This window comes from Pseudomonas sp. NFR09 (assembly GCF_900111535.1).
Taxonomy (GTDB): Bacteria; Pseudomonadota; Gammaproteobacteria; order Pseudomonadales; family Pseudomonadaceae; genus Aquipseudomonas; species Aquipseudomonas extremorientalis.
This window is the reverse complement of the sequence record NZ_FOIH01000002.1, coordinates 299,302-324,165: the sequence shown is the minus strand read 5'-3', so window position 1 is coordinate 324,165 and position 24,864 is coordinate 299,302. Positions and strand designations below refer to the sequence as shown.

At 60.7% G+C, this 24,864-nt stretch carries 26 protein-coding genes and 1 pseudogene; 14 read left to right on the top strand and 13 right to left on the bottom strand.

Annotated elements, in window-relative coordinates:
• Positions 1-110: 110 nt before the first annotated feature.
• The 5 genes from BMX59_RS05415 to dadA form a co-directional block, all read right to left on the bottom strand.
• Positions 111-521, bottom strand: coding sequence for a c-type cytochrome (locus BMX59_RS05415; protein ID WP_093120421.1), 411 nt, complete (start codon positions 519-521; stop codon positions 111-113).
• 181 nt (positions 522-702) lie between these two features.
• Positions 703-1,251, bottom strand: a complete 549-nt coding sequence (locus tag BMX59_RS05410) for a cupin domain-containing protein (protein WP_003176893.1) — start codon at positions 1,249-1,251, stop codon at positions 703-705.
• A 116-nt stretch (positions 1,252-1,367) separates the two neighbouring features.
• Complete coding sequence (alr, locus tag BMX59_RS05405) at positions 1,368-2,441, bottom strand: alanine racemase (RefSeq protein WP_093120418.1); 1,074 nt, start codon at positions 2,439-2,441, stop codon at positions 1,368-1,370.
• 79 nt (positions 2,442-2,520) lie between these two features.
• Positions 2,521-2,874 carry a RidA family protein gene (locus tag BMX59_RS05400; protein ID WP_058424231.1) on the bottom strand — a complete coding sequence of 118 codons (354 nt, stop codon included), beginning with the start codon at positions 2,872-2,874 and terminating at the stop codon, positions 2,521-2,523.
• On the bottom strand, positions 2,846-4,147 hold the full coding sequence (gene dadA / locus BMX59_RS05395; protein WP_092241692.1) for a D-amino acid dehydrogenase: 1,302 nt from the start codon (positions 4,145-4,147) through the stop codon (positions 2,846-2,848). Before dadA ends, BMX59_RS05400 begins: the two co-directional genes overlap by 29 nt.
• 156 nt (positions 4,148-4,303) lie before the next feature.
• Here dadA and BMX59_RS05390 point away from each other — a divergent pair, with 156 nt between their 5' ends.
• Entirely contained in the window at positions 4,304-4,792 is a 489-nt protein-coding gene (locus BMX59_RS05390; RefSeq protein WP_003176896.1) for an Lrp/AsnC ligand binding domain-containing protein, read from the top strand.
• A gap of 68 nt (positions 4,793-4,860) precedes the next feature.
• Here the strand turns inward: BMX59_RS05390 and BMX59_RS05385 are convergent, their stop codons facing one another.
• Entirely contained in the window at positions 4,861-5,214 is a 354-nt protein-coding gene (locus BMX59_RS05385; RefSeq protein WP_092241690.1) for a YkgJ family cysteine cluster protein, read from the bottom strand.
• Between the two features lie 115 nt (positions 5,215-5,329).
• On the opposite strand from BMX59_RS05385, the gene BMX59_RS05380 reads away from it, so the two are divergent.
• Positions 5,330-6,622 carry an NAD(P)/FAD-dependent oxidoreductase gene (locus tag BMX59_RS05380; RefSeq protein ID WP_093120412.1) on the top strand — a complete coding sequence of 431 codons (1,293 nt, stop codon included), beginning with the start codon at positions 5,330-5,332 and terminating at the stop codon, positions 6,620-6,622.
• Here the strand turns inward: BMX59_RS05380 and BMX59_RS05375 are convergent, their stop codons facing one another.
• Positions 6,623-6,847, bottom strand: coding sequence for a DUF1127 domain-containing protein (locus BMX59_RS05375; protein WP_093120900.1), 225 nt, complete (start codon positions 6,845-6,847; stop codon positions 6,623-6,625).
• Between the two features lie 166 nt (positions 6,848-7,013).
• On the opposite strand from BMX59_RS05375, the gene BMX59_RS05370 reads away from it, so the two are divergent.
• Both BMX59_RS05370 and BMX59_RS05365 read left to right on the top strand, forming a co-directional pair.
• Positions 7,014-8,438, top strand: a complete 1,425-nt coding sequence (locus BMX59_RS05370; protein WP_092241686.1) for an aminotransferase-like domain-containing protein — start codon at positions 7,014-7,016, stop codon at positions 8,436-8,438.
• 62 nt (positions 8,439-8,500) lie between these two features.
• Entirely contained in the window at positions 8,501-10,066 is a 1,566-nt protein-coding gene (locus BMX59_RS05365) for a phospholipase D family protein (protein ID WP_093120408.1), read from the top strand.
• On the opposite strand, the gene BMX59_RS05360 is transcribed toward BMX59_RS05365, so the two are convergent.
• Together BMX59_RS05360 and BMX59_RS05355 are read right to left on the bottom strand one after the other, a co-directional pair.
• The gene (locus BMX59_RS05360) at positions 10,063-11,205 is read right to left on the bottom strand and encodes an MFS transporter (protein WP_092241682.1); all 1,143 of its coding nucleotides are present in this window, start codon (positions 11,203-11,205) and stop codon (positions 10,063-10,065) included. The genes BMX59_RS05365 and BMX59_RS05360 overlap by 4 nt on opposite strands.
• A gap of 150 nt (positions 11,206-11,355) precedes the next feature.
• Positions 11,356-12,849 (bottom strand): aldehyde dehydrogenase, encoded by a 1,494-nt coding sequence (locus BMX59_RS05355; RefSeq protein WP_071488069.1) that lies wholly within the window; start codon positions 12,847-12,849, stop codon positions 11,356-11,358.
• Between the two features lie 229 nt (positions 12,850-13,078).
• Between BMX59_RS05355 and BMX59_RS05350 the strand changes: the two genes are divergently transcribed.
• Entirely contained in the window at positions 13,079-13,441 is a 363-nt protein-coding gene (locus tag BMX59_RS05350) for a cupin domain-containing protein (RefSeq protein WP_092241680.1), read from the top strand.
• Between the two features lie 70 nt (positions 13,442-13,511).
• Here BMX59_RS05350 and rpmG read toward each other — a convergent pair whose 3' ends face one another.
• Positions 13,512-13,667 (bottom strand): 50S ribosomal protein L33, encoded by a 156-nt coding sequence (gene rpmG, locus BMX59_RS05345; protein WP_003176906.1) that lies wholly within the window; start codon positions 13,665-13,667, stop codon positions 13,512-13,514.
• Positions 13,668-13,678: 11 nt separating this feature from the next.
• Entirely contained in the window at positions 13,679-13,912 is a 234-nt protein-coding gene (gene rpmB / locus BMX59_RS05340) for a 50S ribosomal protein L28 (protein ID WP_010207494.1), read from the bottom strand.
• Between the two features lie 458 nt (positions 13,913-14,370).
• Between rpmB and BMX59_RS05335 the strand changes: the two genes are divergently transcribed.
• A complete protein-coding gene (locus tag BMX59_RS05335) occupies positions 14,371-15,963 on the top strand; it encodes an ABC transporter substrate-binding protein (RefSeq protein WP_093120404.1) in 1,593 nt (530 codons plus the stop codon).
• A 44-nt stretch (positions 15,964-16,007) separates the two neighbouring features.
• Here BMX59_RS05335 and radC read toward each other — a convergent pair whose 3' ends face one another.
• Positions 16,008-16,682 carry a RadC family protein gene (gene radC, locus BMX59_RS05330; protein WP_092241676.1) on the bottom strand — a complete coding sequence of 225 codons (675 nt, stop codon included), beginning with the start codon at positions 16,680-16,682 and terminating at the stop codon, positions 16,008-16,010.
• Between the two features lie 152 nt (positions 16,683-16,834).
• On the opposite strand from radC, the gene coaBC reads away from it, so the two are divergent.
• From coaBC to BMX59_RS05295, 7 genes and pseudogenes are all read left to right on the top strand, one after another.
• Positions 16,835-18,043: a bifunctional phosphopantothenoylcysteine decarboxylase/phosphopantothenate--cysteine ligase CoaBC gene (gene coaBC / locus BMX59_RS05325; RefSeq protein ID WP_093120400.1), complete on the top strand. Its 1,209-nt coding sequence runs from the start codon at positions 16,835-16,837 to the stop codon at positions 18,041-18,043.
• Between the two features lie 5 nt (positions 18,044-18,048).
• On the top strand, positions 18,049-18,504 hold the full coding sequence (gene dut, locus BMX59_RS05320) for a dUTP diphosphatase (RefSeq protein ID WP_093120397.1): 456 nt from the start codon (positions 18,049-18,051) through the stop codon (positions 18,502-18,504).
• A gap of 67 nt (positions 18,505-18,571) precedes the next feature.
• Complete coding sequence (locus BMX59_RS05315) at positions 18,572-18,772, top strand: hypothetical protein (RefSeq protein ID WP_083351513.1); 201 nt, start codon at positions 18,572-18,574, stop codon at positions 18,770-18,772.
• A pseudogene (locus BMX59_RS05310) lies at positions 18,745-20,166 on the top strand (phosphomannomutase/phosphoglucomutase); the annotation flags it as partial. The gene BMX59_RS05315 and the pseudogene BMX59_RS05310, both read left to right, overlap by 28 nt.
• Before the next feature lie 19 nt (positions 20,167-20,185).
• Entirely contained in the window at positions 20,186-21,091 is a 906-nt protein-coding gene (argB, locus tag BMX59_RS05305) for an acetylglutamate kinase (RefSeq protein ID WP_093120393.1), read from the top strand.
• Positions 21,092-21,292: 201 nt separating this feature from the next.
• Entirely contained in the window at positions 21,293-22,417 is a 1,125-nt protein-coding gene (locus tag BMX59_RS05300; RefSeq protein ID WP_256572934.1) for a type IV toxin-antitoxin system AbiEi family antitoxin, read from the top strand.
• Positions 22,405-23,274 (top strand): hypothetical protein, encoded by an 870-nt coding sequence (locus BMX59_RS05295; RefSeq protein ID WP_092241672.1) that lies wholly within the window; start codon positions 22,405-22,407, stop codon positions 23,272-23,274. Before BMX59_RS05300 ends, BMX59_RS05295 begins: the two co-directional genes overlap by 13 nt.
• Positions 23,275-23,344: 70 nt before the next feature.
• Here BMX59_RS05295 and pyrE read toward each other — a convergent pair whose 3' ends face one another.
• Entirely contained in the window at positions 23,345-23,992 is a 648-nt protein-coding gene (pyrE, locus tag BMX59_RS05290) for an orotate phosphoribosyltransferase (RefSeq protein WP_093120386.1), read from the bottom strand.
• 82 nt (positions 23,993-24,074) lie between these two features.
• On the opposite strand from pyrE, the gene BMX59_RS05285 reads away from it, so the two are divergent.
• Positions 24,075-24,854 (top strand): exodeoxyribonuclease III, encoded by a 780-nt coding sequence (locus BMX59_RS05285; RefSeq protein ID WP_003195493.1) that lies wholly within the window; start codon positions 24,075-24,077, stop codon positions 24,852-24,854.
• Positions 24,855-24,864: the final 10 nt, after the last annotated feature.

Here is a 24,864-nt window from a genome sequence, read left to right as displayed (position 1 = left end):
GGGGTTGGACCGAGCTTGCCGGGTCTTTGCTGCAATGAACAGCGCTGAAACACGAACCCCAGGCACAAAAAAGCCGCTCGTAAGCGGCATTTTTGACGAAGATCGGCGGATCAGAGGCCGGACATCTTCTTGATTGCACCCTTGAGGTCATCATCCGAGCAATCGGCGCAGGTGCCTTTTGGCGGCATGGCGTTGATCCCGGTGATCGCCTTGGCCAGGATGCCATCGAGGCCGCCCTGGTGATCGGCGCGTTCTTTCCAGGCTGCGGTATCGCCGATTTTCGGCGCGCCCAACAGGCCGGTGCCGTGGCAAGCATTACAGTGCTTGGCGATGATGTCATCCGGCGTCTTCGCAGCGCCACCGCTTGCGGCGACCGCCACTTCCATGCCCTTGCATTCCTGGCCCTGGACGCAGACCTGGCCAACAGGCTCCAGGCGCTTGGCAATATCATCATTGGTCGCAGCTTGAGCGCTGACAGCCCATAGGGCCAGTACGGTTGCTGGTGCAGCCAGCATTTTCATAATTAGGTTCACGCGTTCACCCTCAATGGTGGCTATTCACGCCTGCGGCCACGGTTTCGCAGGCGGCGAAAGTATAACGGTTAGCCCGCCTGGCCGAAACAACCCTATTAACTAAAGGGAGATTCGACCCCGCGGAATACAGCTCGGGTGCCTCTGCAACGCTGGCAGGACGCCTCTTTTCTTAAAAGTTCGCAGGCGTGGCTGCGCTGATTAGTCGCGCCGGCACGTCGAACGGATTGCGAAAACGATGGGGCTTGGTGCTTTCAAAGTAGTAGCTATCGCCAGCTTCGAGCACAAAAGTTTCAAGACCGACCACCAACTCCAGGCGACCCTCCACCAGAATCCCGGTTTCTTCACCTTCGTGGGTGAGCATTTCTTCGCCTGTGTCGGCGCCCGGCGGGTAGATCTCGTTGAGAAACGCGATGGCCCGGCTAGGGTGCGCCCGGCCTACCAGTTTCATGGTGACGGCGCCGTCGGAGATGTCGATCAGCTCATTGGCTTTATAGACGATCTGCGTCGGTATTTCCTGGAGGATCTCCTCGGAAAAGAACTCGACCATCGACATGGGGATGCCTCCCAGCACCTTGCGCAAGGAGCTGATCGAGGGGCTGACGCTGTTTTTTTCGATCATCGAAATGGTGCTGTTGGTGACACCCGCGCGCTTGGCGAGCTCGCGCTGGGACAGACCCTTCAGTTTACGGATGGATTGCAGTCGTTCGCCGACGTCCAATGCAGGAGCCTCCTAGGATTCAGGCTTTGTTGTAATTGAGCGTTATCATGGCGACAGCGTTCAGTATTTACAACACTTGGGCCTAAATCCCGGGCTGTTGCGTTCGTACCCGGCGGTCAAGCGCCGGAATAGAGCCTCGGCACGCGGCGCAGGTTGCAAAAGAGCTGATACGGAATGGTCTCGGCGGCGACCGCGACGTCACTGGCGAGGATATTTTTGCCCCATAGCTCCACGGTGGAACCGAGGACAGCCTGAGGCACGTCCGTGAGGTCGATGCACAGCATGTCCATGGACACACGGCCCAGCAATTGGCTGCGCTGCCCGGCCACCAGTACCGGCGTACCCGTCGGCGCGTGACGCGGATAGCCATCGGCATAGCCCATGGCAACCACACCGATACGCATGGGTTTGGGCGTGATGAACTTGGCGCCGTAACCCACCGGCTCACCGGCCGGCAGTTCACGGACGCAGATCACCTTGGATTCCAGGGTCATCACCGGCTGCAAACGCGCGGCCACGGCCTGGTCCTCGGCAAACGGCGTCGCGCCGTAGAGCATGATGCCAGGGCGCACCCAATCGCTGGACACAGCCGGCCAGCCCATCACCGATGGCGAATTGCGCAGGCTGACCTCGGCCGACAAACCCTGGCGCGCCGCGTCAAACACAGCCACCTGTTCATCACTGCGCACACAGTCGAGCTCATCGGCGCGGGCGAAATGGCTCATCAACACGATCTTGGCCACCTTGCCGCTGGCCAGCAGGCGCTGGTAAGCCTCGTGATAGTCCTTGGGGTGCAGGCCGACACGGTGCATGCCGGAATCGAGCTTGAGCCAGATGGTCAGCGGCTTGCTCAGTCTGGCCTGCTCGATGGCCTCCAATTGCCACAGCGAGTGCACCACGCACCAGAAATCATGTTCGATGATCAGCGGCAGCTCATCCGCCTCGAAGAAACCTTCCAGCAGCAGCACCGGCGCACGAATCCCGGCGGCGCGCAGCTCCAATGCTTCCTCGATGCAAGCCACGGCAAACCCGTCCGCCTCGGCTTCCAGCGCCTGGGCAACGTGCACGGCACCATGGCCGTAGGCATCGGCCTTGATCACGGCAAGGGCCTTGGCACCCGTGACTTCACGGGCCAATTGGTAGTTGTGACGCAGGGCTTGGAGGTCGATCAGGGCACGGGCAGGACGCATGGCGGCAGGCTTCTAGGCGGCAAAGTGAAGAAAAACCGGCACCGACCAACGGCTTCGGCACCGGGAGAGGGATCGTTGTTTAAGGCAGCGCGGCCACGACGGACAGCTCCACCAGGATTTGCGGTTCGCACAGCTTGGCTTCAACCGTGGCACGGGCCGGGGCAACGCCTTTTGGCAGCCATTTGTCCCACACCGCATTCATGCCGGCGAAATCTGCGTCGATGTCCTTCAGGTAGATCGTCACCGACAGCAACCGGGTCTTGTCAGTACCGGCCAGGTCGAGCAAACGCTCGATATTGGCCAGGGTTTCACGGGTCTGCTGTTCAATCCCGGCGTTCATGTCGTCGCCGACTTGCCCGGCCAGATACACGGTACCGCTGTGGACAACGATCTGGCTCATGCGCTCATTGGTGAGCTGGCGCTGGATTGACATGTTTTGCAGACTCCTGGTGGTTGCCATAACGGGAAATATCGAGGCCTTCGGCACTGATCTGCGGCGTTTTCTTGGCCATCAGGTCGGCCAGCAAACGACCGGAGCCACAGGCCATGGTCCAACCGAGGGTGCCGTGGCCGGTATTCAGGAACAGGTTCTTGAACGGGGTGGCACCGACAATCGGCGTGCCGTCGGGGGTAGTCGGGCGCAGGCCGGTCCAGAAGGTAGCTTCGGTCAAATCGCCGCCCTGAGGATAAAGGTCGTTGACGATCATCTCCAGGGTTTCCCGCCGGCGCGGGTTCAGCGACAGGTCAAAACCGGCTATTTCAGCCATGCCACCGACGCGGATGCGGTTGTCGAAACGAGTGATCGCGACCTTGTAGGTCTCGTCGAGAATGGTCGAGGTCGGCGCCATCGCCGGGTTGGTGATCGGCACGGTCAGCGAGTAGCCCTTGAGCGGATACACCGGCGCCTTGATCCCCAACGGCTTGAGCAACTGCGGCGAGTAGCTGCCGAGGGCCAGCACGTAGCGGTCGGCGGTTTCCAGCTTGCCGTCGATCCACACGCCGTTGATGCGATCACCGGCGTAGTCGAGGCGCTGGATGTCCTGCTCAAAACGGAATTCCACACCCAACTGTTTGCACATCTCGGCCAGGCGGGTGGTGAACATCTGGCAGTCGCCGGTCTGGTCATTCGGCAGGCGCAGTGCGCCGGCGAGGATATCCGTGACGCTGGCCAGGGCCGGCTCGACCCGGGCGATACCGGCGCGGTCGAGCAGCTCGAACGGCACGCCGGACTCCTTCAACACGGCGATGTCCTTGGCGGCGCCATCGAGTTGTGCCTGGGTGCGGAACAGTTGGGTAGTCCCAAGGCTACGGCCTTCGTAGGCGATGCCGGTCTCGGCGCGCAGTTCGTCGAGGCAGTCGCGGCTGTACTCGGACAGGCGCACCATGCGCTCCTTGTTCACCGCATAACGGCTGGCGGTGCAGTTGCGCAGCATCTGCGCCATCCACAGGTATTGGTCGATGTCGGCGGTGGCCTTGATCGCCAGCGGCGCATGGCGTTGCAGCAACCACTTGATGGCCTTGAGCGGCACACCCGGTGCGGCCCATGGCGAGGCATAGCCTGGAGACACCTGCCCGGCGTTGGCGAAACTGGTTTCCATGGCAGCGGCAGGCTGACGGTCGACGACAACCACTTCAAAGCCGGACCGCGCCAAATAGTAGGCACTGGTCACACCAATGACGCCGCTACCCAAGACCAGAACGCGCATTTTTATATCCTCATCGCGGGCATGGCCGCTGACGTGTGTTGTTCGAGCAATGATGAGCGCAGTGTAAAAAACAATGACCAGTGCATTTCACTATATAACTGCCTATATTTGGCGACAATTCTCGGCAAAAACCCTTTTCACAGAGGCGTATCCCCTATGCGTACCAACACCCAGACCAAGCGGGAGCTGGACAAGATCGACCGCAACATCCTGCGCATCCTGCAAACCGACGGGCGCATTTCGTTTACGGAGCTGGGGGAAAAGGTCGGGCTGTCGACCACGCCCTGTACCGAGCGTGTGCGGCGGCTGGAGCGTGAAGGGATCATCATGGGCTACAACGCGCGGCTCAACCCCCAGCATTTGAAGGGCAGTTTGCTGGTATTTGTCGAGATCAGCCTGGATTACAAGTCCGGCGACACCTTCGAGGAATTCCGCCGCGCGGTGCTGAAACTGCCCCATGTGCTCGAGTGCCACCTGGTTTCTGGCGACTTCGACTACCTGGTGAAAGCGCGGATATCCGAGATGGCGTCGTACCGCAAATTGCTCGGCGACATCCTGCTCAAGCTGCCCCATGTGCGGGAGTCCAAGAGCTATATCGTGATGGAAGAGGTGAAAGAGAGCCTGAACCTGCCGATCCCGGACTGACCTGACACACTCGGGTCAACATGTGGGAGGGGGCTTGCCCCCTCCCACATTTGGACGGTGTAAAACCGCTAAACCAGCACCTGCCGGGTGCTCGCCATGTACTCGTGGATCTGCTTCTCCACCCGTGGATGAATCAGCTCCACCGGGCGCCGCCCATTCGGACACGGCAAGGTCTTGGTGGTGCCGAACAGCCGGCAGATCAACGGGCGCTCGTCGTACACCGTGCAGCCGTTCGGCCCCAGGTGCACGCAGTTCAGCTCCTCCATGGCCGCGTCCTGCTCGGCGGCGGTCTTGCGCGGCAGGCGCGACATTTCCTCGGGCGAGGTGGTCACCGGCCCACAGCAGTCATGGCAACCGGGGACGCACTCGAACGAAGGAATCTGCCGGCGCAGCGCACTGATTTTCTGACTGTTGCAACTCATCGAAACACGTACCGAACGGCGAATAGGCGTGGATTCTGCCGCAAAACGCCCCGCGCAGACAGCTTCGTCCGACCGCTGTATCCTGCGTCAAATTTTCCAAACAGGGATGCTCCCCATGACTGCCAGCGCCCGGCATACCGCTTCCTACTACGCCGCCAGCAGCGTGCCGCAAACTGATTACCCGGTATTGACCGGCGAACTGACGGCGGATGTGTGCGTGGTCGGCGGCGGTTTTTCCGGGCTGAACAGCGCGCTGGAGCTGGCCGAACGCGGTTTCAGCGTAGTGTTGCTGGAAGCGCGCAAGATCGCCTGGGGCGCCAGCGGGCGTAACGGCGGCCAACTGATTCGCGGTGTCGGCCATGGCCTGGACCAGTTCGCCAGCGTGATCGGCACCGAGGGCGTACGCCAGATGAAGTTGATGGGCCTGGAAGCGGTGGAGATTGTGCGTGAGCGCGTCGCGCGCTACCAAATCCCCTGCGACCTGACCTGGGGCTACTGCGACCTCGCCAACAAACCCCGCGACCTGCACGGCCTGGCCGAAGATGCCGAAGAACTGCGCAGCCTCGGCTATCGTCACGACATACGCCTGCTGCAAGCCAACGAAATGGGCAGCGTCATCGGCTCCGAGCGCTACGTGGGCGGCATGATCGACATGGGCTCCGGCCACCTGCACCCGCTGAACCTGGCCCTCGGCGAAGCCGCCGCCGCGCAGCAATCGGGCGTGAAGCTGTTCGAGCAGTCCGAAGTGACGCGCATCGACTACGGCCCCGAAGTCAACGTATACACCGCCCAAGGCAACGTGCGCGCCAAGACCCTGGTGCTGGCCTGCAATGCCTACCTCAACGGCCTCAACCCGCACCTCAGCGGCAAAGTGTTGCCTGCCGGCAGCTACATCATCGCCACCGAACCGTTGGGCGAAGCCCAGGCCGCCAACCTGCTGCCGCAGAACATGGCGGTGTGCGACCAGCGTGTCACGGTGGACTACTTCCGGCTGTCCGCCGACCGCCGCCTGCTGTTCGGCGGTGCCTGTCATTATTCCGGTCGCGACCCGAAGGACATCGGCGCCTATATGCGCCCGAAGATGCTGCAGGTGTTCCCACAACTGGCCGATGTAAACATCGACTTCCAATGGGGCGGCATGATCGGCATCGGCGCCAACCGTCTGCCGCAGATAGGCCGCCTGGCCGACCAGCCCAACGTGTATTACGCCCAGGCCTACGCCGGCCATGGCCTCAACGCCACGCACCTGGCGGGCAAGTTGCTGGCCGAAGCCATCAACGGCCAGCAACACGGGCGCTTCGACCTGTTCGCCCAGGTGCCGCACATCACCTTCCCCGGCGGCAGGCACCTGCGCTCGCCGCTGTTGGCGCTGGGAATGCTCTGGCACCGCCTCAAAGAGCTGGTCTGATCAATCGCGCCAGAACGGTTTCAGGCCTTCGTGGCGCGCCTGCTCGGCGGTCAGCCCGATATCGCGCAATTGCTCGCGGGTCAGGTGCAGTAAAGCTTTGCGCGTATGGCGACGGTGCCAGAACAGACACCAGCGACTGATATCGCGCCGCGCCGTCGCCCGCTCCTGCCCAGCCACCAGTTCCTGACTGTGTAACGCCAGCCGCACATCCCCCATGCCGTTCATTTTGCTGCCCCTCAGTTGCTTGTTGCCTTGAGTGACCAGCATGAGCGCGCAGCCAAAACCATTACAGATTCAACCCACCTTTATTAAATCCATACAGATACTGCCTATATACCGCTGAATCCTGTATTTTCTGCCTATCTGTAATGGTCCCTCTGGAGCGACCGCCATGACCCTGTACATGAACCTCGCCGAATTGCTGGGCACCCGCATCGAACAAGGCTTCTATCGCCCCGGGGATCGACTGCCTTCCGTACGGGCCTTGAGCGTGGAACACGGGGTCAGTTTGAGCACCGTGCAGCAGGCCTATCGCTTGCTGGAGGACAACGGTCTGGCGATGCCCAAGCCGAAATCCGGCTACTTTGTTCCGGTGGGCCGCGAGTTGCCGGCCCTGCCGGAAGTCGGTCGTCCGGCTCAGCGCCCCGTAGAAATTTCCCAATGGGACCAAGTGCTGGAATTGATACGCGCAACGCCGCGCAAGGATGTCATACAGATGGGCCGCGGCATGCCGGATGTATTGTCGCCCACCCTCAAGCCCCTGCTGCGCAGCCTGGCCCGCGTGAGTCGCCGCCAGGATTTGCCGGGGCTGTATTACGACAACATCCTGGGCTGTATGGAACTGCGCGAACAGATTGCGCGCCTGTCCCTGGATTCCGGCTGCCAGCTGACGGCCGAGGACATCGTGATCACCACCGGCTGCCATGAGGCGCTGTCCGCCAGCATCCATGCTATCTGTGAGCCGGGCGATATCGTTGCGGTGGACTCACCGAGCTTTCACGGCGCCATGCAGACCCTCAAGGGCCTGGGCATGAAAGCCCTGGAAATCCCCACCGACCCGATCACCGGCATCAGCCTCGAAGCCTTGGAGCTGGCGCTGGAACAGTGGCCGATCAAAGTCATCCAACTGACCCCCAACTGCAACAACCCCCTGGGCTACATCATGCCGGAGGCGCGCAAGCGGGCATTGCTCACCTTGGCGCAGCGCTTTGACGTGGCGATCATTGAAGACGATGTCTACGGCGAACTGGCCTTCAGCTACCCGCGCCCGCGCACCATCAAGTCTTTCGACGAAGACGGACGCGTCCTGCTGTGCAGCTCGTTCTCGAAGACCCTGGCGCCCGGCCTGCGCATCGGCTGGGTAGCGCCCGGACGTTACCTGGAGCGAGTGCTGCACATGAAATACATCAGCACTGGCAGCACCGCCACGCAGCCGCAAATCGCGATTGCGGAATTCCTCAAAGGTGGTCACTTCGAACCGCATTTGCGGAGGATGCGTACCCAATACCAGCGCAATCGCGACTTGATGCTCGATTGGGTCAGCCGCTACTTCCCCACAGGCACTCGCGCCAGCCGCCCTCAAGGCAGCTTCATGCTGTGGATCGAACTGCCGGAAGGCTTTGATACGCTGAAGCTCAACCGTGTCCTGGTAGAACAAGGCGTCCAGGTGGCCGTAGGCAGCATCTTCTCGGCGTCGGGCAAGTACAGGAACTGCCTGCGCATGAACTACGCTGCCAAGCCAACCGCGCAGATTGAAGAAGCCGTGCGCAAGGTCGGGGCTGCGGCGATCAAGATGCTGGCAGACACGGCCGACTGACCTTTCACGGGAAATTGCCGTCATATATCGACAACCGCCCTGATCTGGAAGCCGCTCCCTTGATGATTCAACGGCTATTACCGTTTTGCCTGCTGGGAGCCCTGATCCTGGGCGGCTGCGCCAGCGTGAGCACGCCACGCGTCCCCAGTGACGCCCTGCCCGCCGCACAGTCATCGTTCGGCCGCTCGATCCAGGCCCAGGCCGCGCCCTATCAAGGGCGCTCGGGCTTTCGCCTGCTGCCCAACAGCAGCGAGGCATTCATGGCCCGTGCCGAGCTGATCCGCAACGCCCAGACCAGCCTCGACCTGCAGTACTACATCGTGCACGACGGCATCAGCACCCGCATGCTGGTGGACGAACTGCTCAAGGCCGCCGACCGTGGCGTACGTGTGCGCATCTTGCTGGATGACACAACCAGCGACGGCCTGGACCAGATCATCGCCACCCTCGCCGCCCATCCCAAAATCGAGATCCGCCTGTTCAACCCGCTGCACCTCGGGCGCAGCACCGGCGTAACGCGGGCCATGGGCCGCTTGTTCAACCTGTCGCTGCAACATCGACGCATGCACAACAAGCTGTGGCTGGCGGACAATAGCGTGGCCATCGTTGGCGGGCGTAACCTGGGGGATGAGTATTTCGATGCCGAGCCCAACCTGAACTTCACCGATATCGACATGCTCAGCGTCGGCCCGGTGGCCGAGCAACTGGGCCACAGTTTCGACCAGTACTGGAACAGCGCACTGAGCAAGCCCATCGATGATTTCGTCTCCAACGCACCGTCCAAGGGTGACCTGGCCGCCGCGCGCGTACGCCTGGAAGCGTCCCTGGCCGAGTCACGCCAGCAGAACCACGCACTGTACAACCGCCTGCGCACCTACCAGACCCAACCCCGCATGGACACCTGGCGCCGCGAGCTGATCTGGGCCTGGAACCAGGCGCTGTGGGATGCGCCGAGCAAGGTGCTGGCCAAGGAGGACCCTGACCCCAGGTTGCTGCTCACCACGCAACTGGCGCCGGAACTGGAAGGGGTCAATCACGAACTGATGATGATTTCGGCGTACTTCGTGCCGGGACAGCCAGGCCTGGTGTACCTGACGGGGCGTGCCGATGCGGGCGTGTCGGTGAGCCTGCTGACCAACTCCCTGGAAGCCACCGACGTGCCCGCGGTGCACGGGGGTTATGCGCCGTACCGCAAGGCGCTGCTGGAGCATGGGGTCAAGCTCTATGAGTTGCGCCGCCAGCCCGGGGATGGCGGCGGCAGTGGCCCGCACCTGTTTCGCCGAGGCGCCTTCCGGGGCTCGGATTCCAGCCTGCACAGCAAGGCGATGATCTTTGATCGGGAGAAATCCTTTATCGGCTCGTTCAACTTCGACCCACGCTCGGTACTGTGGAACACCGAAGTCGGTGTGCTGGTCGACAGCCCCGAGCTGGCGGAACACGTGCGCAACCTTGCACTGCAAGGCATGGCGCCGCCCCTGAGCTATGAAGCGAAATTGCAGGACGGCCAAGTGGTGTGGGTGACCGAAGACAACGGCCAGTTGCACACCCTGACCCGCGAGCCGGGGAGCTGGTGGCGACGGTTCAATGCGTGGTTTGCCACCAGCGTCGGCCTTGAGCGCATGCTCTAGGCCGGCTGTGCCGCGCCGAATGCACCCTGGCGCAGCAGCAACATCACCAGGCCCAGCGCACCCGCTGCCATCAGCAGCGGCAACGCATGCCCGCTGATCCACTGGCTACCCGCCCCCGCCACCAGCGGGCCGATCAGGCAGCCAATACCCCACAACTGCGCCACGTGGGCATTGGCGCGCACCAGCGCGTCGTCGCGGTAACGCTCGCCGATCAGGATCAACGACAGGGTGAACAAGCCGCCGGCACTCGCGCCGAACACGACCCAGATCGGCCAGATCATTGGTGTGTGCATCAATAGGGGAATCGCCAGGCTCGACACCAGCAACAGCAGCGCACACCCCAGGAACAACGTGCGCCGAGGCAAGTAGTCGGCCAGTGCACCGATGGGCAATTGCAGTAACGCGTCGCCAACCACCACCGTGCTGACCATGGCCAAGGCGATCTCGGCGGTGAACCCTTGTTGCAGGCAGTACACCGGCAACAATGTCAGGATCATCGCCTCGAACGCAGCAAACAGCGCAACCGCCCAGGCAATCGCCGGCAGGCTCCGGCAGAAGCGCCACAGTTGCGCGAAGGTCACGCTGAAGGACTCGGCGCTCGGTGCACCGGAGCGCCCCAGCAGCAACAGCGGCGCGACCATCAACAGGCCGACGCCCACCCAGAAACCGTAGTCATGCTCGGTGCCGATCAGGCCCAACAGCAGCGGCCCCGACAGCTGGCTCAAGGCATAGCTGCAGCCGTACAACGCCACCAGCCGGCCACGCCACTGCTCCACCACCAACTGGTTGATCCAACTCTCGCCGAGAATAAACACGATGGTCAGGATCACGCCGATCATCAGGCGCAACACCAGCCACACCGGGTAGCTGGGCAGGATCGCCAGCAGGCCGATGGACACCGCACCCGCCCACAGGCACAGGCGCATGAGGTTGGCGGTGCCAAGCCATGAGGCCAGGCGACTGGAGACCTTCGCGCCGAGCAACACGCCAAAGGCCGGCATCGCTGCCATCACGCCGATAGCGAAACTGCCGTAGCCCCAGCTTTCGAGGCGCAGGGACACCAGCGGCATGCTGACGCCCAGGGCCAGGCCGACGCTGAGCACCGAGGCCAGGACGGCGAAATAAGTCGCCCAACGCATTTCCACGCTCCTGTGGATAATTCTTGAAAACACACAAAACAGTGTGGGAGGGGGCTTGCCCCCGATTGCGGTGGATCAGTGAGCACCGCTGGCGCCTGACACACTGCTATCGGGGGCAAGCCCCCTCCCACATTTAGCCTGCGGTGTTGCTTAGAGCTTGATCCAGGTGGCCTTCAGCTCGGTGTATTTGTCGAACGCATGCAGCGACTTGTCGCGACCGTTGCCCGACTGCTTGAAGCCACCAAACGGTGCAGTCATGTCGCCGCCATCGTACTGGTTGACCCACACGCTACCGGCACGCAGCGCCTTGGCAGTCAGGTGGGCCTTGGAGATGTCCGCCGTCCACACCGCTGCGGCCAGGCCGTATTGGGTGTCGTTGGCGATGGCAATTGCTTCCTCGGCGCTGTCGAAGGTGATCACCGACAAGACCGGGCCGAAGATTTCTTCCTGGGCGATCTTCATGGCATTGGTCACACCGTCGAAAATCGTCGGTTCAACATAGGTGCCACCGGTTTCTTCCAGGGTCCGCTTGCCGCCGGCGACCAACTTGGCGCCATCTGCGTGACCCGCTTCGATGTACGACAGCACAGTGTTCATCTGCTGGGTGTCCACCAGTGCGCCCACATTGGTTGCCGGGTCCAGCGGGTTGCCTGGCTTCCAGCCCTTGAGGGCATCGATCACCAGCGGCAGGAATTTGTCCTTGATGGAACGCTCCACCAGCAGGCGCGAACCGGCGGTGCAGACCTCCCCCTGGTTGAAGGCGATGGCGCCGGCGGCGGATTCTGCGGCGGCTTGCAGGTCCGGGGCATCGGCGAACACGATGTTCGGGCTCTTGCCGCCGGCTTCCAGCCAGACGCGCTTCATGTTCGACTCACCAGAGCGGATCAACAGTTGCTTGGCGATCTTGGTGGAACCGGTGAACACCAGGGTGTCGACATCCATGTGCAACGCCAGCGCATTACCCACGGTATGACCATAGCCCGGCAGTACGTTGAACACGCCTTTTGGAATACCGGCTTCCACGGCCAGGGCCGCAATGCGGATGGCGGTCAGCGGGGATTTTTCGGACGGCTTGAGGATCACCGAGTTGCCGGTGGACAGCGCAGGGCCCAGTTTCCAACAGGCCATCATCAGCGGGAAGTTCCACGGCACGATAGCGCCAACCACGCCAACCGGCTCGCGCGTCACCAGGCCCAATTGGTCATGCGGGGTCGCGGCGACTTCGTCGTAGATCTTGTCGATCGCTTCGCCGCTCCAGCTCAGGGCATTCGCCGCGCCGGGCACGTCGATGTTCAGGGAGTCGCTGATCGGCTTGCCCATGTCCAGGGTTTCGAGCAGCGCCAGCTCTTCGGCATTGGCCTTGAGCAACGCGGCGAAACGGATCATGGCAGATTTGCGCTTGGCCGGCGCCAGGCGTGACCACACGCCGGAGTTGAAGGTGGCGCGGGCGTTTTCGACGGCGCGCTGGGCGTCGGCGGCGTCACAGCTGGCAACGGTGGCCAGCAGGCGACCATCGACCGGGCTGATGCATTCGAAGGTGTCACCGGAAACAGCGGCGGTGTACTCGCCATTGATGTAGGCGCGGCCTTCGATCTTCAGATCCTTGGCACGTTGTTCCCAGTCGGCACGGGTCAGGGTGGTCATGCGAGTGTCCTCCTCTTATTGAATACAAGGGCCATGGGATGTCCCACGGCAGCCTTAAAGAATTCTTGCCCGCCAGCCAATGGTTCGGCGCAAGGCAGCTGCCACCCTAAACCAGCGGCTGGGGGTGTTTCAATATATTTGACATAACGCCGGCAAACGCCCTTGCGATGTTCATTTTAATAAACATAGACTTTGGGCTCTCCAACCGCAGGCCAGACGGGACACGCACATGAGCATCCAGGACATCGTCGACTTCAGCCAAGCCAAGACCGCCGCCGAGCGCTACCGCCCTGCCGCCGAGAAAATCCTCAAGGGCGATCCCGAGCAAACGATCTACAACCACTACAACAGCCCCTGCGGCCAGATGAGCGCGGGCGTGTGGGAAGGTGAAGTCGGACAGTGGACGGTCAATTACACCGAACATGAGTACTGCGAGATTGTGCAAGGTGTATCCGTGCTGCGTGACGCCGACGGCAATGCCAAGACCTTGCGCGCTGGCGACCGATTCGTGATTCCCGCCGGCTTCAGCGGCACTTGGGAAGTGCTGGAGGCGTGCCGCAAGATCTACGTGGTGTTCGAACAGAAAGCCTGATCAGCCAAATCAACAGGCAAAAAAAAGCCCGGATCATGAGATACGGGCTTTTTTTCAGGAGGAAAATCAATTACTTGATTTTGCCTTCTTTGTAGATCACGTGCTTGCGAACGCGCGGGTCGAACATTTTCTTTTCGAGCTTGTCCGGGGTAGTACGCTTGTTCTTGTCGGTAGTGTAGAAGTGACCAGTACCGGCGCTAGAGATCATTCGAATCAATTCACGCATGATATAGCTCCTTAGATTGTGCCAGCGCGGCGCAATTCAGCCAGCACGACAGTGATGCCACGCTTGTCGATGATGCGCATGCCTTTGGCAGATACGCGCAGACGGACGAAACGTTTCTCTTCTTCAACCCAGAAGCGGTGATGCTGCAGGTTCGGCAGGAAACGACGACGGGTTTTGTTATTTGCGTGGGAAATGTTATTCCCAGTCACCGGACCCTTACCGGTAACTTGACAGACTCTCGACATGCCTCAGCCCTCTAAAACCACATGCCCAACCCGGCATGGGTTGGCCGCTTAATCTCTCAGTCATTTGGCGCCAGGCGCCGCGTTTCTTTAGGGTCTTACCGGCTACACCTACAAGCGAAGGAACCGGGCCCCTAGAAAAGAGCGCTGCTTTATACCAGAAAGACCCCAGTGCAACAACAGCCCGCGTGTTTTTACTGGCGTAAATCTTGGCGGCAGACGCCTGAACCGTTGCCAGGAGGGGCCGCTGTCACAGCCGACCGCTCGTCGCACAGAATGATTTACAGCGCGCGCGGGCACAGTGAAGTGCACGACGAAACGCGCCGAGACGCCATCAAAACAGCATTTGGCGCAAAAGCACAGGCAAAAATGGGCTAGTCATTTACCTATCAGACCACTACGGTAGGACTTTTCCAGACTGCACTCGCAGATGGGCCTTCGATCTGCAAAGGAAACCGAACATGCGCCTCGCTGCCCTACCGTTATTGCTAGCCCCTCTATTTATCGCCCCGCTGGCCTCGGCCGCCAGCAACTTGAGCGTCTGCACCGAGGCCAGCCCCGAAGGGTTCGATGTGGTGCAATACAACTCGCTGACCACCACCAACGCCTCGGCCGATGTGCTGATGAACCGCCTGGTGGACTATGACGCGACCAGAGGCCAACTGGTGCCCAGCCTGGCGGACAGCTGGAACGTCTCGCCGGATGGCCTGACCTATACCTTCAAGCTGCACCCGGATGTGAAGTTCCACCGCACCGAGTACTTCACCCCAAGCCGCACCCTGAGCGCAGAAGACGTGCGCTTCAGCTTCGAGCGCATGCTCGACCCGGCCAACCCCTGGCACAAGATCGCCCAGAGCGGCTTCCCTCACGCTCAGTCGCTGCAACTGCCGACGCTGGTAAAAAAGATCGACGCTCTCGACCCACTGACCGTGCGTTTCACCCTGGATCACGCCGACTCCACCTTCCTCGCCGCGTTGAGCATGGGGTTCGCGTCGATCTACCCGGCGGAATATGCCGACAAACTGCTCAAGGCCGGCACGCCGGAGAAGCTCAACAGCCAGCCGATCGGCACTGGACCGTTTATCTTCAGCCGTTTCCAGAAAGATGCCGTGGTGCGCTACAAGGCCAACCCGGACTACTTCGCCGGCAAACCGGCTGTGGATAACTTGATCTTCGCCATCACTCCCGACGCCAACGTACGCCTGCAGAAGCTGCACCGCGATGAGTGCCAGATTGCGCTGTCACCCAAGCCGCTGGACGTAGGCGAGGCCGAAAAGGACCCGGCGCTCAAGGTGGAGAAGACCGCGGCCTTCATGACCGCCTTCGTGGCCATCAACAGCCAGCACCCGCCCCTGGACAAGCCAGAAGTCCGCCAGGCGATCAACCTGGCGTTCGACAAGGGCAGCTACCTCAAAGCCGTGTTTGAAGGCACCGCCGAGGCCGCCAACGGTCCTTATCCGCCGAACACCTGGAGCTACGCAAAGGACCTGCCGGGTTATCCACAGGATCTCGCCAAGGCCAAGGTGCTGCTCGACCGCGCCGGACTCAAGGACGGCTTCAAGACCACCCTCTGGACCCGCCCCACCGGCAGCCTGCTGAACCCCAACCCGAACCTTGGTGCACAACTGCTGCAGGCTGACCTGGCCAAGGTCGGCATCCAGGCCGAGATCCGCGTGATCGAATGGGGCGAGTTGATCCGCCGCGCCAAAGCCGGCGAACACGACCTGCTATTCATGGGCTGGGCCGGTGACAACGGCGACCCGGATAACTTCCTGACCCCGCAGTTTTCCTGCGCGGCGGTAAAGTCGGGTACCAACTTCGCCCGCTACTGCGACCCTGCGTTGGACAAGCTGATCAGCGCTGGCAAGACCACCAGCGAGCAAGGTGTGCGCAGCAAGCTGTACCAGCAGGCCCAGGCACAGATCCAGCAGCAGGCCTTGTGGTTGCCGCTGGCGCACCCGACGGCGTTCGCCCTGGCCCGCAAGACTGTCGAGGGCTACCAGGTGAGCCCGTTCGGCCGCCAGGATTTCTCGAAAGTCAGCGTCAAGCCCTGAGCTGAAAGCTGCAAGCCCGCTTGAGGCTTGCAGCTGCTTCCCGCCTACATCCACCCATACTCCGCCATCGACAACGGATCTCCATCCCCCACAATGATGTGATCCAGTACCCGCACATCCACCACCTCCAAGGCCTTCTGCAGCAATTTGGTCAATTTTCGATCAGCGGCGCTCGGCTCCAGGCTCCCGGAAGGATGGTTGTGGCACAGGATCAACGCCGCCGCGTTGTAGGCCAATGCGCGTTTGACCACTTGCCGGGGATACACCATCGCCGCGTCGATGGTGCCTTGGGACAACGCCTCAAAACCCAGCACCCTGTGCCTTGAATCAAGGAACAGACAGCCGAATATCTCGTGGGGCTCATGGCGCAACATGGCCTTGAGGTAATCGCGCACCGCCACCGGACTTTCCAGCACCGAGTCGTGTCGCAGGCGCTCGGCCATATGACGCTTGGCCATTTCCAACACCGCCTGCAACTGGGCAAACTTCGCCGGCCCCAGGCCCAATTGCTGGCTGAACAGCGTCTGGCTGGCCTCCAGCAACGGGCGCAAGCCGCCGAATTGCGCCAGCAGATGGCGCGCCAGGTCCACCGCGCTCCTGCCGGAAACCCCGGTACGCAGGAAGATCGCCAGCAACTCGGCATCCGACAGACTCGCCGCCCCCCACTCCAAAAGCTTCTCTCGCGGCCGCTCTGCCGCCGGCCAATCACGAATACTCATCCCTCCTCCCTCTCCCTGTATGCCATGCGTGCCGCTGTTGCCTTGCGGACGCTGTGTTATCGTAGGCCCTCTTTTTTGCAGGCGATTTCCCCTGGGGAGGGGGCATCGCAGGCGTCATTGAACTGGCAACACTGAACTGGAAAGGCAAACCAATGCAGCGTCTGTATCGGAAACGCATCGTTCTCGGCGTTGGCGGCGGCATTGCCGCCTACAAGAGCGCAGAGCTGGTCCGCAGGCTCCTGGACCAGGGCGCCGAAGTGCGCGTGGTCATGACGCGCGGTGGTAATGAGTTCATTACCCCGCTGACCATGCAGGCCTTGTCCGGGCACCCGGTTCACCTGGATCTCCTGGACCCTGCGGCCGAAGCCGCCATGGGGCACATCGAACTGGCCAAATGGGCCGACCTGGTGCTGATCGCTCCGGCCACCGCCGACCTGATCGCGCGCCTGGCCCAAGGCATCGCCGATGACCTGCTGACCACTCTGGTACTGGCCACCGACGCCACTGTCGCCATCGCCCCGGCCATGAACCAGGCCATGTGGCGCGACCCTGCGACCCAGGCCAACACCCAGCTTCTGCAAAGCCGAGGCCTCAAGGTGTTCGGCCCGGCATCCGGCAGCCAGGCCTGCGGCGACGTTGGCATGGGCCGCATGCTTGAAGCCACCGACCTGGCGCTGTGCGCCGCCGAGTGCTTTCAGCACCTGGCCCTCACTGGCAAGCACGTGTTGATCACTGCCGGCCCGACCCAGGAAAACATCGACCCGGTGCGCTACATCACCAACCATAGCTCAGGAAAAATGGGCTTTGCCCTGGCTGAAGCGGCGGTCGAGGCAGGCGCACGCGTCACCCTGATCACCGGTCCGGTGCATTTGCCGACCCCGGATCGGGTCACGCGAATCGACGTGGTCAGCGCCCGCGACATGCTGGCGGCCTGTGAGGCAGCCATTCCGTGCGACCTGTTCATCGCCTCGGCGGCGGTTGCGGACTACCGCCCGGAAGTCGTCGCCCCGCAAAAGCTCAAGAAAGACCCTACGAGCGGTGACGGCCTGCTCCTGCAAATGGTGCGCAACCCGGACATCCTGGCCACCATCGCCACGCGTCCGGACCGTCCGTTCAGTGTCGGCTTCGCCGCCGAGACCGAGCACTTGCTGGACTACGCCGCACGCAAATTGAAAGACAAAAACCTCGACCTGATCGTTGCCAATGATGTCGCCAACCCGAGCATCGGCTTCAACAGCGAGGAAAACGCCTGCAGCGTGATCGACCGCGACCTGCACGCCACCCTTTTCGCCCAGACCAGCAAGGGCAAGATTGCCCGCCAACTGATCTCTTTTATCGCCCAACGGCTGAACCAGGTTTAATTTCCATGCACGCTTTGCAAGCCAAGATCCTCGATTCACGCATCGGCAACGAATTCCCACTGCCGGCCTACGCCACCCCAGGCTCCGCAGGCCTCGACCTGCGCGCCATGCTCAAGCAAGACACTGTCCTTGAACCGGGCCAGACCATTCTTATTCCGACCGGCTTGTCGATCTACGTAGGCGATCCTGGCCTGGCGGCGCTGATCCTGCCGCGCTCGGGCCTGGGCCACAAACACGGCATCGTGCTGGGCAACCTGGTCGGCCTGATCGACTCGGACTACCAGGGCGAATTGATGGTGTCGTGCTGGAACCGTGGCCAGACCGCGTTCAACATCGCTGTCGGCGAACGCATTGCCCAGTTGGTACTGGTGCCAGTGGTGCAGGCGCACTTCGAACTGGTACAGGAGTTTGATGAAACCCAACGCGGCGCAGGCGGTTTTGGGCATTCCGGCAGTCACTGACTAAGCTGAATCCGGCCGGGCGCCTTTGCCCGGCTCGACGCCACCGCAAGGCTTTTCAGGACGAAGAATGCGCGGACCTTATCAGCGAGATTTCCCTATTGAAATCAAAGCATTAAGCAGAAAGAAAAGCAGCGCCAGCACGCCGATGGCACTTTTGCACCACGAACTCTCTGCCGAAAACACCGTCATACCCTTCAGTTTGAGCCTGCCGGTCAGCCACATTAAGGCCAGCCTTGCCCCCTTCAGATGGAGTTTCCCCCCGCGATGAGTACCGCAGCCCGAGTAGCCCCGACATTCCCCGACAGCATTTTCCGCGCCTATGACATCCGTGGCGTGGTGCCAAAGACCCTGACTGCCGAAACCGCCTACTGGATTGGCCGCGCCATCGGCGCACAGAGCCTGGCCCAGGACGAGCCAAACGTGTCGGTCGGCCGTGACGGTCGCCTGTCCGGCCCGGAGCTGGTTGAGCAACTGATCCAGGGCCTGGCCGACAGCGGTTGCCATGTGAGTGACGTGGGCCTGGTGCCGACGCCGGCACTGTACTACGCGGCCAACGTACTGGCCGGCAAGTCCGGGGTGATGCTCACCGGCAGCCACAACCCGTCCGACTACAACGGTTTCAAGATCGTCATCGCCGGCGACACCCTGGCCAACGAACAGATCCAGGCCCTGCACGACCGTCTGAAGAACAACGACCTGACCAGCGGCAAGGGTACCGTCACCAAAGTCGATATCCTGCAGCGCTACTCTGACCAAATCACCGGCGACGTGAAACTCGCGCGCCGCCTGAAAGTGGTGGTGGACTGCGGCAACGGCGCAGCCGGCGTGATCGCCCCGCAGTTGCTCGAAGCCCTGAACTGCGAAGTGATCCCGCTGTTCTGCGAGGTCGACGGCAACTTTCCCAACCACCACCCAGACCCAGGCAAGCCGGAGAACCTGGTGGACCTGATCGCCAAGGTCAAAGAAACCGGGGCTGACGTGGGTCTGGCCTTCGACGGCGACGGCGACCGCGTGGGTGTGGTGACCAACACCGGCGAGAACGTATTCGCCGATCGCCTGCTGATGCTGTTCGCCCGCGACGTGGTGGCGCGCAATGCCAACGCCGAGATCATCTTCGACGTGAAGTGCACTCGCCGCCTCACCCCGCTGATCAAGGAATACGGCGGCCGCCCGCTAATGTGGAAGACCGGTCATTCGTTGATCAAAAAGAAAATGAAGGAAACCGGCGCCCTGTTGGCCGGCGAAATGAGCGGCCACGTGTTCTTCAAGGAACGCTGGTTCGGCTTTGACGACGGTATTTACAGCGCCGCTCGCCTACTGGAGATCCTCAGCAAGGAAAAATCCACGGCCCAGGAGCTGTTTCAGACCTTCCCGAACGATATTTCGACGCCAGAGATCAATATCCATGTGACCGAGGAGAGCAAATTCAGCATCATTGACGCACTGCAAGATGCGCAATGGGGCGAAGGCGCCAACCTGACCACCATTGATGGTGTGCGAGTCGATTACGCCAAAGGCTGGGGCCTGGTCCGCGCGTCCAACACCACACCGGTGCTGGTCCTGCGTTTCGAGGCGGATACCGAGGCTGAGTTGCAGCGCATCAAGGACGTGTTCCACGCCCAGTTGAAACGTGTTGCCCCTGATCTCCAATTACCGTTCTGATTTTTTACCGGAGCCCTGAATGACCCTCGAACGCGAAGCCGCTGCCAACACTGCCAAGGTCCTGTCCGAAGCGTTGCCTTACATCCGACGCTACGTCGGCAAGACGCTGGTGATCAAGTACGGAGGCAATGCCATGGAAAGCGACGAGCTGAAAACCGGCTTTGCCCGCGACATCGTGTTGATGAAAGCCGTGGGGATCAACCCGGTGGTGGTGCACGGCGGCGGCCCGCAAATCGGCGACCTGCTCAAGCGCCTGTCGATCGAGAGTCACTTCATCGATGGCATGCGCGTCACTGACGCGCAGACCATGGACGTGGTGGAGATGGTCCTCGGCGGCCAGGTCAACAAGGACATCGTCAACCTGATCAACCGCCATGGCGGCAGCGCCATCGGCCTGACCGGCAAGGACGCGGAGCTGATCCGCGCGAAAAAGCTGACGGTGACCCGTCAGACACCGGAGATGACCCAGCCGGAAATCATCGACATCGGCCAGGTGGGCGAAGTGGTTGGCGTGAACACCGACCTGCTGAACCTGCTGGTCAAGGGCGACTTCATCCCGGTGATCGCGCCGATCGGCGTGGGCGCCAATGGCGAGTCCTACAACATCAACGCCGACCTGGTGGCCGGCAAGGTGGCCGAAGCGCTGAAGGCTGAAAAGCTGATGCTGCTGACCAACATCGCCGGCCTGATGGACAAGCAGGACAAAGTCCTGACCGGCCTGACGACCCAACAGGTGGACGACCTGATCGCCGACGGCACCATCTACGGCGGCATGCTGCCGAAGATCCGCTGCGCGCTGGAAGCGGTGCAAGGCGGGGTGGGTAGCTCGTTGATCATCGATGGTCGAGTGCCGAATGCGGTACTGCTGGAGATCTTCACGGATACCGGCATGGGTACGCTGATCAGTAATCGCAAGCGTCCCTGATTTATAAAACACTAAAAAACCGCAGTTTCTTACGGCGCCGACGACATACGTACCCGTGTACGGAATCTTCGTTAGGCAAAGTAGAGTCTGCGGTTTTTTATGCGCAATGGAAACGCAGCCTACAACGATGATCACGAACGCGCTGCTGAAGTTTTTCAGTATTAGTTGATATTTCAACATTCACTGAAAACCTTATAAACGGTGAAATTTCTCGACTTTTTTCATTGCAATAGCTATTTTCAACATTCGCTGAAAAGGGCCAAAATAATGAAAGAATTTGAAATTCACTCCAGAGATGCGCTGCGAAGCCTCCTGAGCAAGGTACCGATTCTCGAGATTAAAAGCCTCAAATCTATGCCTCCTTCAAAAGGCTGGACTCCCGACTTCATTATCGAGATTAACGCATCAGGAAAATCACGCCCTCTGGTGTGCGAGGTAAAAGCAAACGGCCAGCCACGATTCATAAACACGGCCATACTTCAGCTTCGCGACTACGTGAGCGAGCAAAGGCCAGAGGCTACGCCTATTGTGGTAGCACCCTATCTTTCACCCGTAGCAAGACAACTGTGTCGGGAAAAGGGTGTGGGATATCTGGACCTGGAAGGTAATGCCTGGATCTCGTTCGATGGTGTATTCATTGATCACCAAGTAGCTGACAAGCCGCTCTCGGAGCACAGGGAGCTTAAGTCTTTCTTCAAACCGAAATCAGCGCAGATCATACGCACAATGCTTCGGGATCCGGGCCGAGCCTGGCGGGTGGTAGAACTGTGCGAGGCCGCCGGGGTGAGCCTGGGACAAGTCAGCAATGTCCGCACAGCACTACTGAATCGAGAATGGGCAAGAGTGACAAACGACGGCGTATGTCTATCCGATCCTAAAGCGCTCCTGGATGCATGGGCCGAAGCATACGCGCCTCCATCAGGAGAGCGTAAAGGCTTCTATACCACCTTACATGGCAGCGCATTGGAAAATGCCGCGCGCATCGCTATTGAAGAAAGGAGCGGCGGACACGCACTTTTTTCATCCTTTTCTGCCGCTCAATGGCTCGCGCCCTATGCCCGCATCAGCACGACTTACTTTTATGCCGACATTGAAGGGCTAGAGAGACTGGTTAAAGCACTACAGTTGGTTCCTGCATCAAAGGGAGAGAACGTTGTCATCACTTTACCCAACGACGAAGGACTCCTACTGGACGCCGTTGAACCCGCACCGGGTGCCCTGTGCACCAGCCCAGTTCAGACATATTTGGATCTATCGGTTGCGGGAGAGCGCGGAAAGGAAGCCGCCGAATATCTACGACAGGAAAAACTGACATGGTCTCGTTAATCCCTCAAGAACCTCAATCCGCCTCAGATTATGACGACAGAACGACAGCTGCCGTGAAGGCGGTATTAGTCGAGATCGGTCAGATCCTTGGTTCCTTCAAAGGCAAGTTTGCAGTGATCGGTGGAGCGGTGCCCTGGCTCCTGCTGGCGAACGACGATATGCAGCACGTTGGAACCCTCGATGTCGATTTGAGCTTGGCCGCAGAGGCTCTCGGTGATGGCGAGTACGCGACGTTGATTGAGGCACTGATGGGTAATGGGTACGAACAAAGAGGAGAACTGCGGCGATTCCAGCTCGTTCGCCAGGTTCCCGTACAAGACGGTGGATCGGCGATAGATGTGATCGTGGACTTCTTGATGCCGCGCGACGCCGAAATCATCCAAAACAAACCTCCCATTCTCAACGACTTTGCAGTTCAACGCGCTGACGGTGCGGACTTGGCGATGCGCTTCTATCAAATGGTTGCCATTGAAGGCTCCATGCCTACGGGTGGCAGAAATCGTGTCGAGGTCGCGGTGTGCTCGATCCCCGCCCTGCTGGCGATGAAGGGGTACGCCCTGAACGGAAGGCACAAACAGAAGGACGCATATGACATCTACTACTGCGTCCGTAATTTCCCCGGTGGCATGCAAGCGCTTGCAGAGGAATGTCGATCAGTACTGGAAACCGGGAGTGGAGAACAAGGGTTTCAGTTCATCGGCGAAAAGTTTGATATCGCCGAAGGCTATGGCCCAACTGCCGTAAGGCGATTCGTCGAAGACAGCCAAATACTCGGAGATCGCACACCGGACCAATGGCAACAAGACGCTTTCGGGCAGGTTGACGCTTTATTGCGCGCCTTGCGACTGCGGGAGTAGCAGCACCCCGAAACACGAGCTAAAAAAAGGCCCCGATCAATTGAATGGAACGGGGCCTTTTTTATTGTGATTACTGAACGCCGAACTGCTCGCGATACGCCTTCACCGCTGGCAGGTGCTGCTTGAGCTGCGGATCATCTTCCAGGAACTGCAACACCTGGTTCAACGACACGATGCTCACGACTGGAATGCCGAAATCGCGCTCCACTTCCTGGATGGCCGACAACTCACCGTTGCCACGCTCCTGGCGGTTCAGCGCGATGAGCACGCCAGCGGCCTTGGCGCCGTCCTGGGAAGCGATGATCTGCATGACTTCGCGGATAGCGGTGCCGGCGGTGATCACGTCGTCGATGATCAGCACGTCGCCCTTGAGTGGAGCCCCGACCAGGCTGCCGCCTTCACCGTGGGCCTTGGCCTCTTTACGGTTAAAGCACCAAGGCAGGTCCTGCCCGTGATGCTCAGCCAGCGCCGCGGCGGTCGCGGCCGCCAGGGGAATACCCTTGTAGGCCGGGCCAAACAGCACATCGAAGGAAATACCGCTTTCAACGATGGCAGCCGCATAGAAACGACCCAGCTGAGCCAGGGCCGATCCCGAGTTGAACAGGCCCGCATTGAAGAAGTACGGGCTGGTGCGCCCTGACTTGAGGGTGAACTCACCGAAGCGCAAAACCCCGCGATCGATGGCAAAACGAATGAAATCGCGTTGATACGCCTGCATGAAAAAAGCCTCAGATACCACGGATTTAGCTAATTAGGTAGACGGCGTGTATCATACACGCACGCGATTTTTGGGGCCATTTATGCGGATCATCAGTGTGAACGTTAATGGTATTCAGGCTGCAGTCGAGCGTGGTTTGCTCAGTTGGCTGCAAGCCCAGAATGCCGACGTCATCTGCCTGCAGGATACCCGCGCCTCCGCCTTTGAACTGGACGACCCAGCCTTCCAACTGGATGGCTACTTCCTTTATGCCTGCGATGCCGAAGTGCCCACCCAAGGTGGCGTGGCTTTGTATTCGCGGTTGCAACCCAAGGCGGTCATCAGCGGCCTCGGCTTCGAGACAGCCGACCGCTACGGGCGCTACCTGCAAGCCGATTTCGACAAGGTCAGCATCGCGACCTTGCTGCTTCCTTCGGGGCAGAACGGCGATGAAGACTTGAACCAGAAGTTCAAGCTAATGGACGATTTCGCCCGTTACCTGGATAAACAGCGACGCAAACGTCGCGAGTACATTTATTGTGGCTCGCTGTACGTGGCGCAACAGAAGCTGGATATCAAGAACTGGCGCGACAGCCAGCAATCCCCGGGTTTCCTGGCGCCGGAACGGGCCTGGATGGACGAGATTGTCGGCAACATGGGCTATGTGGATGCCCTGCGCGAAGTCAGCCGCGAAGGCGACCAGTACAGCTGGTGGCCGGATAACGAACAGGCTGAGATGCTCAACCTGGGCTGGCGCTTCGACTACCAACTGCTGACCCCGGGCCTGCGCCGGTTCGTTCGCAGTGCACGCCTGCCGCGCCAGCCGCGATTCTCGCAGCACGCGCCGCTGATCGTGGACTACGACTGGACATTGACCATCTGAGGTCTTTTCC